This window comes from Streptosporangium sp. NPDC005286 (assembly GCF_040607515.1).
GTDB lineage: Bacteria > Actinomycetota > Actinomycetes > Streptosporangiales > Streptosporangiaceae > Streptosporangium.
This window is the reverse complement of sequence record NZ_JBEXGU010000075.1, coordinates 26115-42109: the sequence shown is the minus strand read 5'-3', so window position 1 is coordinate 42109 and position 15995 is coordinate 26115. Positions and strand designations below refer to the sequence as shown.

14 protein-coding genes are annotated in these 15995 nt (G+C 68.7%); 8 read left to right on the top strand and 6 right to left on the bottom strand.

The genetic code is table 11. The features are described from left to right. Positions 1 to 67: 67 nt before the first annotated feature. Complete coding sequence (locus ABZU75_RS25480) at positions 68 to 442, bottom strand: FKBP-type peptidyl-prolyl cis-trans isomerase (protein WP_343980220.1); 375 nt, start codon at positions 440 to 442, stop codon at positions 68 to 70. A gap of 624 nt (positions 443 to 1066) precedes the next feature. Between ABZU75_RS25480 and ABZU75_RS25475 the strand changes: the two genes are divergently transcribed. From ABZU75_RS25475 to ABZU75_RS25455, 5 genes are all read left to right on the top strand, one after another. Beyond that, on the top strand, positions 1067 to 2371 hold the full coding sequence (locus ABZU75_RS25475) for an extracellular solute-binding protein (RefSeq protein WP_355558931.1): 1305 nt from the start codon (positions 1067 to 1069) through the stop codon (positions 2369 to 2371). Positions 2372 to 2473: 102 nt separating this feature from the next. Further along, the gene (locus ABZU75_RS25470; protein ID WP_355558928.1) at positions 2474 to 3448 is read left to right on the top strand and encodes a sugar ABC transporter permease; all 975 of its coding nucleotides are present in this window, start codon (positions 2474 to 2476) and stop codon (positions 3446 to 3448) included. Further along, positions 3445 to 4296, top strand: coding sequence for a carbohydrate ABC transporter permease (locus ABZU75_RS25465; protein WP_350964185.1), 852 nt, complete (start codon positions 3445 to 3447; stop codon positions 4294 to 4296). The genes ABZU75_RS25470 and ABZU75_RS25465 overlap by 4 nt, the downstream gene beginning before the upstream one ends. Next, on the top strand, positions 4293 to 5711 hold the full coding sequence (locus ABZU75_RS25460; RefSeq protein ID WP_355558925.1) for a GH1 family beta-glucosidase: 1419 nt from the start codon (positions 4293 to 4295) through the stop codon (positions 5709 to 5711). The genes ABZU75_RS25465 and ABZU75_RS25460 overlap by 4 nt, the downstream gene beginning before the upstream one ends. A gap of 9 nt (positions 5712 to 5720) precedes the next feature. Further along, the gene (locus tag ABZU75_RS25455) at positions 5721 to 6716 is read left to right on the top strand and encodes a LacI family DNA-binding transcriptional regulator (RefSeq protein WP_355558922.1); all 996 of its coding nucleotides are present in this window, start codon (positions 5721 to 5723) and stop codon (positions 6714 to 6716) included. On the opposite strand, the gene ABZU75_RS25450 is transcribed toward ABZU75_RS25455, so the two are convergent. Both ABZU75_RS25450 and ABZU75_RS25445 read right to left on the bottom strand, forming a co-directional pair. Beyond that, positions 6700 to 7698, bottom strand: a complete 999-nt coding sequence (locus ABZU75_RS25450) for a LacI family DNA-binding transcriptional regulator (RefSeq protein ID WP_355558919.1) — start codon at positions 7696 to 7698, stop codon at positions 6700 to 6702. The genes ABZU75_RS25455 and ABZU75_RS25450 overlap by 17 nt on opposite strands. Further along, positions 7695 to 9074 (bottom strand): GH1 family beta-glucosidase, encoded by a 1380-nt coding sequence (locus tag ABZU75_RS25445; RefSeq protein WP_355558916.1) that lies wholly within the window; start codon positions 9072 to 9074, stop codon positions 7695 to 7697. Before ABZU75_RS25445 ends, ABZU75_RS25450 begins: the two co-directional genes overlap by 4 nt. Positions 9075 to 9267: 193 nt before the next feature. On the opposite strand from ABZU75_RS25445, the gene ABZU75_RS25440 reads away from it, so the two are divergent. The 3 genes from ABZU75_RS25440 (at position 9268) to ABZU75_RS25430 (ending at position 12677) form a co-directional block, all read left to right on the top strand. Further along, entirely contained in the window at positions 9268 to 10623 is a 1356-nt protein-coding gene (locus ABZU75_RS25440; RefSeq protein WP_355558913.1) for an ABC transporter substrate-binding protein, read from the top strand. A gap of 82 nt (positions 10624 to 10705) precedes the next feature. After that, a complete protein-coding gene (locus tag ABZU75_RS25435; protein WP_355558910.1) occupies positions 10706 to 11680 on the top strand; it encodes a sugar ABC transporter permease in 975 nt (324 codons plus the stop codon). A gap of 46 nt (positions 11681 to 11726) precedes the next feature. Continuing rightward, the gene (locus ABZU75_RS25430; protein ID WP_355558907.1) at positions 11727 to 12677 is read left to right on the top strand and encodes a carbohydrate ABC transporter permease; all 951 of its coding nucleotides are present in this window, start codon (positions 11727 to 11729) and stop codon (positions 12675 to 12677) included. A 143-nt stretch (positions 12678 to 12820) separates the two neighbouring features. On the opposite strand, the gene ABZU75_RS25425 is transcribed toward ABZU75_RS25430, so the two are convergent. The 3 genes from ABZU75_RS25425 to ABZU75_RS25415 all read right to left on the bottom strand — a co-directional run bounded on the left by ABZU75_RS25425 (position 12821) and on the right by ABZU75_RS25415 (position 15968). Then, the gene (locus tag ABZU75_RS25425; protein WP_355558904.1) at positions 12821 to 13108 is read right to left on the bottom strand and encodes a hypothetical protein; all 288 of its coding nucleotides are present in this window, start codon (positions 13106 to 13108) and stop codon (positions 12821 to 12823) included. A 374-nt stretch (positions 13109 to 13482) separates the two neighbouring features. Continuing rightward, complete coding sequence (locus ABZU75_RS25420) at positions 13483 to 14286, bottom strand: general stress protein (protein WP_355558901.1); 804 nt, start codon at positions 14284 to 14286, stop codon at positions 13483 to 13485. A gap of 242 nt (positions 14287 to 14528) precedes the next feature. Then, positions 14529 to 15968, bottom strand: coding sequence for a GuaB1 family IMP dehydrogenase-related protein (locus tag ABZU75_RS25415; protein WP_350964206.1), 1440 nt, complete (start codon positions 15966 to 15968; stop codon positions 14529 to 14531). Between the last annotated feature and the right edge of the window lie 27 nt (positions 15969 to 15995).

The window sequence follows — 15995 nt, the reverse complement described above, 5'->3', positions numbered from 1 at the left end:
GCCCCGTCACCGAAGTTCTTCGGTGACGGGGCGGCCCGCCCACCGGTGCTGTCCCGTCTCCTGGGCGTCAGCTCACGCCGAGCAGGTCCACGACGAAGATGAGCGTCTCGCCGGGCTTGATGCGGTTACCCGCACCGGCGTTGCCGTAGCCGAGGTGCGGCGGGATGGTGAGACGGCGACGGCCGCCGACCTTCATGCCCGCGACGCCCTGGTCCCAGCCCGCGATGACCCGGCCCCCGCCCAGCGGGAACTGGAAGGCGTCGCCGCGGTTCCACGACGCGTCGAACTCCTCGCCCGTCGAGAAGGCCACGCCGACGTAGTGCACGGTGACCTGGTGCCCCGGCTTGGCCTCCGGGCCGTCCCCTACGACGATGTCGACGATCTCCAGCTCCGAGGGCGGGGCGCCTTCCGGAAAGTCGATCTCCGGCTTCTCCAGTGCCACGTGGTTCTCCTTGGTTGGATACGCGCCGGTCGATTTCCGACCGGCCGGACGACTCTACGGGGTCCGGCGCCGCCACGAGAGCCACGGGGACGGGATGGCTCCCGCGTCGTCCTTCGGGAAAGGATCGTGGAGCGGGCGGGGAGGCGAGGCGCACGGGATTCACCACCGGAGTAACGGCGCGCGTGGGCATGCTGGGACCCGACCGCGGGACGAGTCGTCGGGCCACCTGGGCCACCTGGTCCACAGTCGGCGGCATCCACGCCGCGGGTGGCCGGCGACGGGTGGAGCCCTGTTGAGAGTCACTGGGGAGCGCTCTCTGGTTGAGAGAGTGACCCGGCTCGCGAGGAGTGTCAAGGGTGTGGAGCAGCATCGGGGAACACGATGGAAACGCGACCTTAATGTGACCTTTTATTGTGGGAGCGCTCCATCCACTGCTAAATCTAACTCTTAAACATGCTTGACCTGGGAAAACGCCCCAAAGTCTGGGAGAGCGCTCTCCAAGAAAAGCCGACTTCGGGACGCAGGTCGGCGTTCGGGGGGCCGTTGACACGCAACCCCGTTGGTATCAATCTGCTCAGGGAGCGCTCTCTCCATGATCATTTATGAGGACCCTAGGAGGGTTCCATGCGTAAGTCACGCCACCGGTTCCTCGCCCCGATGGTCGCCGTCTCCGCCCTGGCCCTGGGCCTCACCGCCTGCGGCGGCGGCGACGGCGGCGGTACCACCGCAGACGGTGGGGCGGCCTCCCAGCCGGCCGAGAAGATCAAGCTGACCGTCGGGCTGTTCAGCGACTTCCACTTCGCGCCGCTGTACGAGGAGTTCAAGAAGACCCACCCCAACGTGGAGATCGTGGAGCGCCGCGCGCAGTTCAACGACCACCACACCAACCTCATCACGCAGCTCACCACCGGCGCGGGCGCCGCGGACGTGGTCGCGGTCGAGGGCGGCTACATCGCCTCCTTCACGCCGGTGCCCGACAAGTTCTACAACCTCAAGGACTACGGCCTGGACTCGCGCCAGAGCGAGTACCTCGACTGGAAGTGGAAGCTGGGCGTCTCCAACGACGGCTCCTCGCTCATGGGACTGGGCACCGACGTCGGCGGCCTGGCCATGTGCTATCGCCCCGACCTGTTCAAGAAGGCCGGCCTGCCAACCGACCGTGACGAGGTGTCGGCGCTCTGGCCGACCTGGGATGGCTACATCGAGACCGGCAAGAAGTTCGTCGCGGCCAAGGTGGCGGGCGCCAAGTTCACCGACGGTCCCGGTGAGCATTTCCGCGCCATGGTCGAGCAGGCCCCCGTCGGTTTCTACGACGACCAGTACAACATCGTCGCCGCCACCAACCCCGAGGTGCGCAAGGCGTTCGACGCGGGCGTACAGATGATCGACAACGGTCTCTCCGCCAACCTCGCCGCCTTCTCGCCGCCGTGGAACACCGGAATCGCCAAGGGCACCTTCGCCACCATGGTCTGCCCGGCCTGGAAGACCGGCACGATCAAGGACCAGAAGCCCGGTGAGGGCACCTGGGACATCGCCGCGGTGCCCGGCGGCGGCGGCAACCAGGGCGGCACCCACCTGATGCTGCCCAAGCAGGGCAAGCACCCCAAGGAGGCCGCGGAACTGATCAACCTGTTGACCAGCAAGGAGAGCCAGATCAAGCTCTTCAAGGAGGCCAGCGCGCTGCCCTCGCTGCCCGCACTGTACGACGACCCGGCGGTGTCTGAGTACGTCAACCCGTACTTCGGCAACGCGCCGATCGGCAAGATCTTCACCGACGCCGCCAAGGCGCTCAAGCCGCAGCCCGTCGGTCCCAAGGGCGGTGACGTCCTGCAGGCGATCGGCAACGGTCTTCAGCGGGTCGACCAGGGCAAGCAGAACCCCGAGGAAGCCTGGAAGCAGGCGCTTGAGGACGTCAGCAGGATCAAGTAGCCGCCCCTTCGGCCGACTGGTCTCGCACCGGTCGGCCACCTGCTTGTCGTCCACCTGAGCCGCACGCCTGTCTTCCCCAGCGAATCATCGAAAGGAGCTGCCATGGCCACTCGGGCACCCGATCGCCTGGCGGCGGTCCCACCGGGCAAGCCGACGGGACCTCGTCGCCGCCGCCTCCAACGCCACCTGGTTCACCAGCTCGACGTCAAAGGCTCGCCTTACGCGTATGTGGCCCCGTTCTTCCTGCTGTTCTCCGCCTTCGGGCTGTTCCCCCTGGCCTACACCGCCTGGGTGAGCCTGCACGAGTGGACGCTGCTCCGGGACGAACAGCCCTTCGTCGGCCTGGAGAACTTCAGGACGCTGCTCGCCGACGACTACTTCTGGAACGCCACCTTCAACACCCTGTCCATCGGGGTGCTGTCCACGGTTCCGCAGTTGCTGCTGGCCATCTGGCTGGCCCACCTGCTGAACCGGCCGCTGCGGGCGCAGACCTTCTTCCGCGTCACGTTGCTGCTGCCCAACGTGACCAGCGTGGTCGCGGTGGTGGTCATCTTCAGCCAGCTCTTCGGCCGCGACTTCGGCATGATCAACTGGACGCTGTCGCTGTTCGGCGTCGATGGTGTCGCCTGGAACGAGGGCGTGCTGAGCTCCCACGTCGCCATCTCCATCATGATCATGTGGCGGTGGACGGGCTACAACGCGCTGATCTTCTTGGCGGCCATGCAGGCCGTGCCGCGTGAGCTGTACGAGGCGGCCACCCTCGACGGCGCGAGCGACATGACCCAGCTCCGCAGGATCACCATCCCGATGATCAGGCCCACGATCGTCTTCGTCGTGATCACCTCGACGATCGGTGCCATGCAGATTCTCGCTGAGCCGCTGCTGTTCGGCTCCTACCTCATCACCGGAGGGGTGGACCGGCAGTACCAGACGCTCTCGCTGTTCATCTACGAGAACTTCACCAAGCTCGACTTCGGCTACGCCTCGGCCATCTCCTGGATGATGTTCGTCTTCATCGTCCTGGTCGCCGGCGTCAACTACCTGATCACCCGCCGCGCGAAGGGAGGGTTGACGTGAGCGCCCGTACCGCCGTCTCCGGAGCCCGGCGCTCCACGGCCGCCCGCAGGCTCACCTATCTCACGCTGGCGGCGGTGGCGTTCTTCTCCATGCTGCCGCTCTACTACAGCATCGTGGTGGCCTCACGCGACAACGCGGCCCTGGCCGACGTCCCACCGCCGCTGCTGCCCGGCGGCAACTTCTTCGCCAACGTCGCCCGCGTCTTCGACACCGTCCCCTTCGCCCTGGCGATGGTCAACTCCGTCCTGGTCTCCGGCTCCGTCGCGATCGCGGTGATGTTCTTCTCCACGCTGGCCGGGTTCGCCTTCGCCAAGCTGCGCTTCCGCGGCCGCAACGCCCTGCTCCTGCTCACCGTGGCGACCATGATGGTGCCGACCCAGCTCGGCATCATCCCGCTGTACATGCTGATGGTGAAGCTGGAGTGGACCGGCACCATGTACGCGCTGATCGTGCCCGCGCTCGTCAACGCGTTCGGCGTGTTCTTCATGACCCAGTACCTCTCCCGGGCGCTGCCGACCGAGCTGCTCGAGGCCGGCCGGGTCGACGGCTGCAGCACCTGGGGCCTGTTCTGGCACGTCGTGCTTCCGACCGCCCGCCCGGCGGCGGCGGTGCTGGGCATGCTCACCTTCATGTCGGTCTGGAACGACTACTTCTGGCCGCTGGTCGTGCTGACCCCGGAGGATCCGACGGTGCAGGTCGCCCTGTCCACGCTGGCCAGCGGATACGTCAACGACTACGTGCTCGGCCTGGCGGGCACCACGCTCGGCACCCTGCCGCTGATGCTGGTGTTCGCTCTTCTCGGTAAACAGATCATCGGAGGAATCATGCAGGGAGCGGTGAAGGGATGACCGTCGTCGGCACTCGGGGGGCCACCCTTACGGAAGGGCGTGCGGACTTCCCCACCGGTTTCGTCTGGGGCGCGGCCACCGCGTCCTACCAGATCGAGGGGGCCGTGCGCGAGGACGGCCGCGAGCCCTCGATCTGGGACACCTTCTCGCGTACCCCGGGCAAGGTCGCCGGAGGCGACACCGGCGACGTGGCGTGCGACCACTACTTCCGTCACGCCGACGACGTCTCGCTGATGAGCGAGCTGGGCCTGGCGGCGTACCGGTTCTCGGTGGCCTGGCCCAGGGTCCAGCCGCACGGGAGCGGCCCTGTCAACGCGCGGGGCCTCGACTTCTACAGCCGCCTGGTGGACCGGCTGCTGGAGGCGGGCATCACGCCGTACGTCACCCTCTACCACTGGGATCTTCCGCAGGCGCTGGAGGACGCGGGGGGCTGGCCCGAGCGCGACACCGCCTACCGGTTCGCCGAGTACGCGGCGGCCGTGTACGCGCGGCTGGGGGATCGCGTCCACAACTGGACGACCCTCAACGAGCCGTGGGTGGCGGCCTTCCTCGGCTACGGCAACGGGGTGCACGCGCCTGGCAGGACCGACCCCGCGGCGGCCTTCCGCGCGGCCCACCACATGCTGCTGGGACACGGGCTGGCGGCACGGGCGCTCCGCGAGGCGGGCGCGCGGGAGATCTCGCTGGTCCTCAACCTGTCACCGGTGATCACCCCGGCCCAGGTGGCCGATCCGGGGGCCGCGCCCTCAGCGGCGGACGCGGAGGCGGTCGGCCGGATCGACACCCTGCTGACCAGGCAGTTCATCGACCCTGCGGTACGCGGGGAGTATCCCGCCGAGTTCCTCGACATCGTCGGGCGCAACGGTGGCGTCGACCACATCCGGGACGGCGACCTGGCGATTATCAACCAGCCGATCGACCTGCTGGGTATCAACTACTACAACCCATGCGTGGTGGAGTCGGGTCCCGGCCAGGCGGCCGACGCGGCGTGGCCGGGTAGCGAGGACATCAGGTTCTGCCCGGCGGACGGCGTGCCGGCCACCGCGATGGGCTGGCCGATCGTGCCGAACGGGCTCTCCCGCCTGCTGGTGCGGCTCTCCGACGACTACCCGGAGGTCGGCCTGATCATCACCGAGAACGGCGCGGCATTCGACGACGTCGTGGAGGACGGCCGCGTCCACGACGCGCGCAGGGCCGACTATCTGGACGGTCACCTGCGCGCCGTGCACGCCGCGATCGCGGACGGGGCGGACGTGCGTGGTTACCTGGTCTGGTCGCTGCTGGATAATTTCGAATGGGCCGAGGGGTACCGGCGGAGATTCGGGATCGTACATGTCGACTTCGCCACCCAGCGGCGCCTGCTCAAGGACAGCGCGCTCTGGTATCGCGAGGTCATCGCGCGCAACGGACTGTAGGGGAACACGATGAAACGACCCACCCTGGAGGCGGTCGCCGCCCGTGCCGGGGTCTCCCGGTCGACCGTCTCCCGGGTGGTGAACGGCCAGACCACGGTCACCGCCGACATCCGAGAACTGGTCATGCGCGCGGTGAACGAGCTCGGCTACGTCCCCAACGGGGCGGCGAGGAACCTGGCGACCCAGCGGACCAACTCGGTCGCGCTGGTCGTCTCGGAGTCGCCGAACCGGGTGTTCTCCGACGATCCGATGTTCTCCACGGTCATCCGCTCGGCCAGCCTGGAGCTGGAGGCCGTCAACAAGCAGGTCGTGCTGCTGCTGGCCGGGTCGCCGGAGAGCCACGCCCGGGTGGAGAACTACATAGCCGGCGGTCACGTCGACGGCGTCATGCTCGTGTCGAGCCACGGCGCCGACCCGCTGCCGGTCGCGCTCACCCGGCTGCGCGTCCCGGTCGTCTCCTACGGCAGGCCGGCCGTGCCGGTCGCGATGCCGTACGTCGACAACGACAACGTCGCCGGCGCCGCCACCGCCGTGCGGCACCTGCTGGAGCGGGGCAGGCGGCGCATCGCGACCATCGCGGGACCGCTGGACATGATCGGCGGCCAGGACCGGCTGACCGGGTACCGCGAGGTGCTCCGCGACTCCGACCGCCGCTCGATCATCGCGGTCGGCGACTTCACCCGGGAGTCCGGGGCGGTCGCGATGCGGCAGCTGCTCGCCGACGACCCGGAGCTCGACGCGGTCTTCGCCGCCAACGACCTGATGGCGATCGGCGCCATGCACGCGCTCCGCCAGGCGGGGCGGCAGATCCCCGGCGACGTCGCGATCGTCGGCTACGACGACATAGAGGCCGCCCGCTACACCGACCCGCCGCTCACGACCATCCACACCCCGCACGCCGAGCAGGCCGCGGCCATGGTCCGTCTCCTGCTCGGCCTCCTCGACGGGGGGCCCGCCGAAACCGTGATCGTCTCCACCGAACTGGTCGTCAGGGCGTCGTCGTAGATCCCCGGACGATCAGCTCGGTGGGGAGCATCACCTGTGCCTTCTCCTCCAGGTCGAGCACCATGCGGGCGAGCCTCCGCCCCATCTCGACGGTCGGCTGCCTGACCGTGGTCAGCGGGGGCTCGGTGTAGGACGCGGCGGGGATGTCGTCGAAGCCGACCACCGCGACGTCGCCGGGGACCTGCCGCCCCGCCTGGCGCAGGGCCGTAAGCGCGCCCAGTGCCATCAGGTCGTTGGCCACGAACACCGCGTCGAGCTCCGGGTCGTCGGCGAGCAGCTGCCGCATCGCCGACGTACCCGACTCGCGGGTGAAGTCGCCGACCGCGACGATGGAGCGGCGGTCGGAGTCGTGGAGCACGGCACGGTAGCCGTTGAGCCGGTCGATCCCGGCGATCATGTCCTGCGGTCCCGCGATGGTCGCGATCCGGCGGCGCCCCTGCTCCACCAGGTGCCGCACCGCACGCTCGGCGCCGCCGACGTTGTCCATGTCCACGTACGGCAGGCTGCTGGGCACGCTGGGCCGGCCGCTGCACACCACCGGCACGCCGCGCCTGGCGAGGATGCCGGGCAGCGGGTCGGTTCCGTGCATCGAGGCGATGATCACGCCGTCCACGTGGCCGTTGGTGGCGTAGCGCTCGACCCGCTGGTAACCGCCGGCCAGGCCGGTGAGCATCAGCACGAGCTGCTTGTCGGCCTCCTCGATCTCCATGCTGACCCCCCGGATGATCCCGGAGAAGGTGGGATCCTCGGAGAAGACCCGGGTGGCCGGTTCGGGGAAGACGAGGGCGATCGAGTCGGCCCGTTGGGTGACCAGGCTCCGCGCCGCCTGGTTGGGCACGTAGCCCAGCTCGTCCACGGCACGGTTGACCGCCTCGCGGATCTCCGGCGCCACGCGCGTGGAGCCGTTGACCACGCGTGAGGCGGTCGCCCGGGACACACCGGCCCGGGCGGCCACCTTCTCCAGGGTTGGACGGGCCCTCACAGTCCGTTCCGGCGTACTACCTTGCTGTACCACAGGGCACTGTCTTTGGGGGTACGGCGTTGGGTTCCGTAATCGACATGTACGACGCCAAAGCGTTTGCGGTAGCCTTCGGCCCACTCGAAGTTGTCCAGCAGGGACCAGACGAGGTAACCGCGTAGGTCCGCACCACCCTCGATGGCCGCGTGCGCCGCGCGCAGGTGCCCGTCGAGATAGGAGAGGCGGCCGACGTCGTGCACCTCGCCATCCTCGACGACGTCGTCGTAGGCGGCGCCGTTCTCGGTGATGATCAGTGGGGTGCCCGGATAGTCGCGCGAGAGCCGCAGGAGCAGATCGGTCAGGCCGAACGGCTGGACCGGCCAGCCCATCGCGGTCTTCGGCGCGTCGGCGAGGCCGAAGGCGATGCCCTCGCTGCCCGGGTAGACGGGGTTGGCGGGCTCACCGGTGCGGGCGGCCACGGTCTGCGGGTGGTAGTAGTTCACGCCCAGCAGGTCGATCGGCTGGCTGATGGTCTCCAGATCCCCGTCCCGCACGAAGGACCAGTCGGTGAAACGGCGGGCCCGCTCCACGACGTCGGCGGGGTACTCGCCGCGGAGCACCGGGTCCAGGAAGATCCGGTTCTGCAGGCCGTCGACGAGCTCGGTCGCCGCGACGTCGTCGCCGAGCACGGGGGCGAGGTTGAGCGTGATGCCGACCTTGGTGGCGCCCGAGGCACGCAGTGCCTGGACGGCCAGGCCGTGGCCGAGCAGCAGGTGGTGGGTGGCGGCGAAGCCCAGCGCGGGATCGGCGAGGCCGGGAGCGTGGATGCCCGAGGCGTAGCCGAGGAAGGCCGAGCACCAGGGCTCGTTCAGGGTGGTCCAGGTCTCGACCCGGTCACCCAGCCGGCCGTGCGCGATCGCGGCGTAGTCGGCGAAGTGCGCGGCGGTCTCCCTGCTGGTCCAGCCACCGAGATCCTCCAGGGTCTGCGGCAGGTCCCAGTGGTAGAGCGTCACGATCGGGGTGATGCCCGCGCCGAGGAGTTCGTCGACCAGGCGGTCGTAGAAGTCCAGACCGCGCGGGTTCACCGGGCCCGAGCCGTCGGGCTGCAGGCGGGGCCAGGAGATGGAGAAGCGGTAGGCCGCGAGGCCGAGGTCGCGCATGATGGCGACGTCCTCGGGATAGCGGTGGTAGTGGTCGCATGCGACGTCACCGGTGTGGCCCGAGTAGACCTTGCTAGGGGTCCGGGAGAAGGTGTCCCAGATCGAGGGCCCCCTGCCGTCGTCCCGGGCGGCGCCCTCGATCTGGTAGGCCGCGGTCGCGGCACCCCAGACGAAGCCCTCGGGAAACCTCAGCACGCCGGAGTCCCGAAGGTGGTAGGACTTTTCGGCGGACATGGTCATGTCCTCACCGTCCCATTCTGTGTGGCTGTTCCGTGAGAGCGCTCTCACGAGCATCACGGTAGCGCACGGATCGTGTCAAGAAAAATGAGACTGTAACCGTAATATCACAGTTCTTGACATTGAGTGGTGTGCGGACAATTCTTCCAGAGAGCGCTCTCTCACTCCCCGGCAATGTACATATGGAGGAAGGTCCATGTCGCTCCTCTCTCGGCCTAATCGTGCCGTCCTGGTGGCGGGCACCATAGGGCTGGCGCTGGTCGCCACCGCATGCGGATCCACGGAGGCCAAGCCATCGGCGGGCGGCGGCAGCAGCACGTCCCCCGAATGCGCCGCCTTCAGCCAGTACGGTAAGCACGAGGGCAAGACCGTCAGCATCTACTCGCCGATCCGCGACGCGGAGGCCGACCTCTTCGAGCAGGCGTGGAAGCCGTTCGCCCAGTGCACCGGCATCAAGATCACATACGAGGGCACCGGCGAGTTCGAGGCCCAGATCCAGGTCCGCGCGGACGGCGGCAACCCCCCCGACATCGCCTTCTTCCCCCAGCCGGGACTGCTGGAGCGCTTCGCCAAGGCCGGCAAGCTCAAGCCCGCCTCCGAAGAGGTCAAGAAGCTCACCGGCGAGGGCTGGTCTGCGGACTGGGCCAAGTACTCCACGGTCGACGGCACCTTCTACGGCGCCCCGCTGGGCGCCAGCGTGAAGTCCTTCGTGTGGTACTCGCCGAAGATGTTCACCGAGAAGGGCTGGGCCGTCCCCAAGACCTGGGACGAGCTCATGACGCTCAGCACCACGATCGCCGGCACCGGCATCAAGCCGTGGTGCGCGGGCATCGAGTCCGGTGACGCGACCGGCTGGCCGGCCACCGACTGGATCGAGGACATCCTGCTCCGGGAGATCGGCCCCGAGGGCTACGACGACTGGGTGAGCCACAAACTGCCGTTCAACGACCCCAAGGTCGTCGCGGCGGTGGACAAGGTCGGCGCGATCCTCAAGAACGACAAGTTCGTCAACGGCGGCTACGGCCCGGTCAAGTCGATCGCCAGCACCGCCTTCCAGGAGGGCGGCGTCCCGATCACCGAGGGCAAGTGCGCCCTGCACCGCCAGGCGTCCTTCTACGCCAACTTCTGGCCCGAGGGCACCAAGGTCGCCGAGGACGGCGACGTGTTCGCCTTCTACCTGCCGGGCAACGACCCGGCCAAGAAGCCGGTGCTCGGCGCGGGCGAGTTCGTGGCGGCCTTCGCCGACCGTCCCGAGGTCCAGACCGTCCAGGCCTACCTCGCCTCCGCGGAGTTCCCCGCCGCCCGGATGAAGCTGGGCACCTATGTCACCGCCCGCAAGGGCGTCGACCCGGCCAACGCCCAGAACCCGATCGACAAGCTCTCCATGGAGATGCTGCAGGACCCGAGCACGATCTTCCGCTTCGACGGCTCGGACCTGATGCCGGCCGCGGTGGGCGCGGGCACGTTCTGGAAGGGCATGACCGACTGGATCAACGGCAAGGACACCAAGACGGTCCTCGACTACATCGAGGCCTCCTGGCCCAAGTCCTGACATAAATCGATAGGTCCGGTCCCGCGTGATGCGGGACCGGACCGTCGTTCCCCCCGGCCCGATCCTCCCGGGAGATCCTCCGATGGACTTCGACTTCGCCGCCGAACTGCCCAAACTCGTCCAACTGCTGATCGGCGTCGCCGCGTTCCTCGTGGTGGTCGCGGTGATACTGGTGCTGGTCGACCGCGCCCCGATGCGACGGCGCGCCTGGACCCACGCCACCATCCTGCTGCTGCCCGCAGTCCTGCTTCTCACCATCGGCCTGGTCGTTCCGGCCGTGAGGACCACCCTGCTGTCGTTCATGAGCGGTGACGGCAAGCAGTGGGTGGGCATGGACAACTACGGCTGGATGTTCACCCAGCCGGAAGCGGTGACCGTACTGCGCAACACCCTCATCTGGGTGCTGCTCGTCCCGCTGCTGGTGACCGCGATCGGCCTGGTCTACGCCGTCCTGGTGGACCGCACCCGCTTCGAGTCGCTCGCCAAGTCGCTGGTCTTCCTGCCGATGGCGATCTCCTTCGTCGGCGCGGGCATCATCTGGCGCTTCGTCTATGCCTACCGCGCCGAGGAACAGGACCAGATCGGCCTGCTCAACCAGCTCGTGGTCGCCGTCGGCGGCGAGCCGCAGCAGTGGCTCCAGGAACCCCCGCTCAACACGCTCTTCCTGATCGTGGTCATGGTCTGGATCCAGGCGGGCTTCGCCACCGTGGTGCTCTCGGCGGCCATCAAGGGCATCCCCGCTGAGATCATCGAGGCCGCCAAGCTGGACGGGGCGACCCCGCTGCAGATGTTCTTCAGGGTGACGCTGCCGTCCATCCGCTCGGCCATCGTGGTCGTGATGGTCACCCAGTCGATCGGCACGCTCAAGCTGTTCGACATCGTCCGGACCATGACCGGCGGCCAGTTCGACACCAGCGTCATCGCCAACGAGATGTACAACCAGGCCTTCAGGTACGGCGAGACGGGCAAGGGCGCGGCCCTCGCGGTCTTCCTGTTCGTACTGGTCACCCCAATCGTGATCTACCAGATCCGCCAGCGCAGGGAGGCCCTGAGGTGACCGGGCGATCAGGCTGCGCGAGCACGCCCCGGACGGAGGAGGCCACGTGGCCACGTTGACCCATACCGCGGTGCGGACCCGGGCGGAGAACGCGCCGCAACGTGTACGGCGGCGGCTGAGCGGCCGGGTCGCCAGTGCCGTCGCGATCGTCATCGCCGTGCTGTGGACCACCCCGACCTTCGGCCTGCTGCTCTCCTCGCTGCGGCCGGAGGACCAGATCAAGACCACCGGCTGGTGGACGTTCTTCTCCGATCCGCAGCTCACGCTGGAGAACTACCAGCAGGTCCTGTTCGGCACCTCCTCGTCGTCCGGCCAGATGATGAGCTTCCTGATCAACTCGGTGGTCATCACGATCCCGTCGGTGCTCTTCCCGCTGGCGCTGGCCACCTTCGCGGCGTACGCGCTGGCCTGGCTGCCGTTCCGCGGGCGAGAGTGGATCTACATCGGCATCTTCGCGCTGCAGATCGTGCCGCTGCAGATGTCACTCGTACCGCTGCTGTCGTTCTTCTCCGAGGGCGTGGCCGTCTTCGGCGTCCAACTGCTGCCCGCCTGGGACCTGGAGGGGCCGGCCCGCTTCATCCAGGTCTGGTTCGCCCACACCTGCTTCGCGCTGCCGCTGGGCGTCTTCCTGCTGCACAACTTCATGTCCGAGCTCCCCGGCGAGCTCATGGAGGCGGCCAGGGTGGACGGGGCCAGCCACGGGAAGGTGCTGCGCACGATCGTCCTGCCGCTGGTCGGTCCCGCGCTGGCCACCTTCGCCATCTTCCAGTTCCTCTGGGTCTGGAACGACCTGCTGGTGGCCCTGATCTTCGCCGGCGGTACCCCGGACAGCGCGCCGATGACCGTACGGCTGGCGCAGATGGCCGGCACCAGGGGCAACGAGTGGCAGCGCCTGACCTCGGGCGCGTTCGTCTCGCTGGTCATCCCGCTGATCGTCTTCCTGTCGATGCAGCGCTACTTCGTCCGTGGCCTGCTCGCCGGCAGCGTCAAGGGCTGACCGGCCCCGGGCTCTCCTCGATCCGGGTGTTCACACACGCGGTGAACACCCGGATAAAGAGAGCGAGGTGCCCAGGCATTTCCGACAAATCTGGAAAATGCCCTATTCTGTCGCACGTTCTCGTCGGAGTTTCGTGCCCGGGGTCAGCGAACGGGCTTCCATCGCCATCTGATGTCCCCGCTGGCCTTTATGCACCTATATTTCTTGTTCGTCACCTTCGCGTATCCGTATTTGCCGTGCGCGGCCGCCGGGCAGAACGCGCCCGGTGTGATGCATCGCCAGACCTGACCGTCGCGCCGGTAGGTGCATCCGGCAGCCGAGGTCGCGACGGGCGCGGAAACCGTGGTGGTGGCGGCGTGGACGGCACCGACCGCAGTCGGCGCGATCATGGCGCTGCCGACCAGGGCGGCGACGGCGAGCAAACGTCTCAACAAGCAGGGCTCCTGAAAAAGGGGAATGTGCCGCTTGTGAGACGTCTTAGGCAAAGGGCTGGTTGACCGGAAAATCAGGCTTTGTTGGAGTGCTTTCGCTGGGAATCCGGATCATTATGCTTAGCGAGTGGATTGCCGGTTTTGTCTGGCAGTTGAATCGTTCCCGTTGTGGTTCCGGTGTTCGAAACGGTCAGGGATCGGCCGTCGCCCACCTCATCAGAGGGAGGCGAGAAGCGGGAGCGGAGGGGGCAGGTTCGGATTCCCGGCGGACCTCCGGGGCGAAGAACGATGTGCCACGCGCCTTTTCTGCCGCCCCTGCGGATGCCGGCGGCCCTCCGGTACGCCCCTGGCGTCCGGGGCGTACCGGATGTGTTTCAGGAGCGGGGCTGTTCCGGAGCGGGCCGGTCCGCGGTGCTCGGCGGCGTGGGGGCGGGGGCGTCCGGGGCGGAGGTGACCGGCCTGGCCGGAGGCGGAGTCGAGATGGCCGGGCGCGCGGAGAGGTCGGGAGTGACCGGCTGCGGGGGGAGGTCGGAGGTGACCGGGCGGCCGGAGAGACCGGGGGCGGTCGGCTGCGGAGGGAGGTCCGTGGTGAGCGGCTGCGCGGGGGTGGCGTGGCCGGGGGCGGTGGTCTGCGCGGCGGCGGGGTCGTACATGCCGGCCGACGGCGGGACCTCCACGACGACGGTGTCGGCCGGACCGGGGAGCGACGACTCCAGGATGGCGCGGGCGTGGTCCAGGTGCGAGGCTGTGACCAGCACGTCGTAGCGGCCGGCGACGATCGCGCTGCGCGAGGCGAAGTCCCGCTTGCCGCCGGTGAAGACGTGGTTGATGAACCCGAACGCGGCGCCCATCACGGCGCCCCAGAGGGCGGCCCAGAGCACGAGCACGATGAACGACAGCGTGGTCGAGGTGAACAGCCCGAGGAACATTCCGACCACGGCGCCGAAGGCCGCGCCGCTGCCCGCTCCGGTGAGCGCGGCCCGGCCGTTGGTCACCCTGCCGGTGACGGTCTCCTCAAGTTTCAGGTCGCTGCCGACGATCGCCACGTTCTCGACGGGAAATCCCGCGTCGGAGAGCCCGTCCACGGTTCGCTGCGCCGCGAGGTAGTTGTCGTAGCCTGCCAGGACCCTCCGGTCCACCACGACCTGCGTGTCCAGGCCGGTGGGCGTCTCGTTCATGGGTGCTCGCCTTTCGGGGGTGGGGGACGACTCGATGGTCGGACTACCCCGTGACCGGGGGAGGATGCCTGCCGGTATCGGCATCTTGTCGTGTGTGGCGACTCCGGGCGGGGCAGCGCGGTGCGAGCCCGGTGCCGGTCACCGGCGAGGGCGGACGGTGATGACCCACGGGGGACTGCGATCACCGCTGGGGACGGGGGTGGGCGCCGCGGGGACGGCGGCGCCTCACCCCGGCGGGTGAACTACCAGCTCTGGTGGAGCGGCATGCCCTCGGTGTAGCCGGACGCGCTCTGCACACCGATCACCGCGCGCTCGTGGAACTCCTCCAGCGTGGAGGCGCCCGCGTAGGTGCACGAGGAGCGCAGGCCGGCCACGATGGCGTCGATCTGGTCCTCGACGCTGGGCATGGCCGGGTCGAGATACATCCTGGAGGTGGAGATGCCCTCCTCGAACAGTGCCTTGCGGGCCCGCTCGAAGGGGGAGTCCTCGGCGGTGCGCAGCATCACCGCGCGGGCCGAGGCCATCCCGAAGTTCTCCTTGTACTTGCGCCCGTCGGGGGCGGTACGGGTGTCGCCGGGAGACTCGTAGGTACCGGCGAACCAGGAGCCGATCATCACGTTGGACGCCCCGGCGGCCAGGGCCAGGGCCACGTCGCGGGGGTGGCGGACGCCGCCGTCGGCCCACACGTGGCGGCCCAGCCTGCGGGCCTCGGCGGAGCACTCCAGCACGGCGGAGAACTGCGGGCGGCCCACGCCGGTCATCATCCGGGTGGTGCACATGGCCCCGGGGCCGACGCCGACCTTCAGGATGTCGGCTCCCGCGTCGACCAGGTCGCGCACGCCCTCGGCGGTGACGACGTTGCCCGCCGCGACGGGTACGCCGGGGTCGAGCGCGCGGACCGCCCGCAGGGCGCTGATCATCTTCTCCTGGTGGCCGTGGGCGGTGTCCACCACCAGGCAGTCCACCCCGGCGTCGAGGATCTCCTTGGCCCTGGCGGCCACGTCGCCGTTGACGCCGACGGCCGCGGCGACGCGGAGCCTGCCCGAGTCGTCGACCGCGGGCTGGTACAGGGTGGCGCGCAGCGCGCCGGTCCTGGTCAGGATGCCGACCAGCCGGCCGTCGCCGTCCACGACCGGGGCGAGCCGGTGGCGGCCCTCGTGGAGGCGGTCGAAGACCTCGCGCGGGTCGAGTCCGGCGGGCAGGGTGAGCAGGTTGTCGGACATCACCCGGGAGAGCTGCGTGTACATGTCCACGCCGGAACAGTCGCCCTCGGTGACCACGCCGACCGGGCGGTTCTCCCAGTCGACGACGATGATCGCGCCGTGGGCCCGTTTGGGCAGCAGGTTGAGCGCCTCGCCGACGGTGTCGTGCGGGGTGAGCGTCAGCGGTGTGTCGTGGACCAGGTCGCGCTTCTTGACCCAGTCGACGACGCCTGCGACCACGTCGATCGGGATGTCCTGCGGGATCACGGTGATGCCGCCCCGGCGCGCGACGGTCTCGGCCATCCGCTTCCCCGCCACGGCCGTCATGTTGGCGACCACGACGGGGATGGTGGTCCCGGTGCCGTCCCTGCTGGAGAGATCGACGGCGAGCCGTGAGCCGACGGAGGAGAGCGACGGGACCATGAACACGTCGCTGTAGGTCAGGTCGTAGGCCGGTACCGACTCATTGAGAAATTTCACGTTATTCCACCTTATCCCGCGAATTGC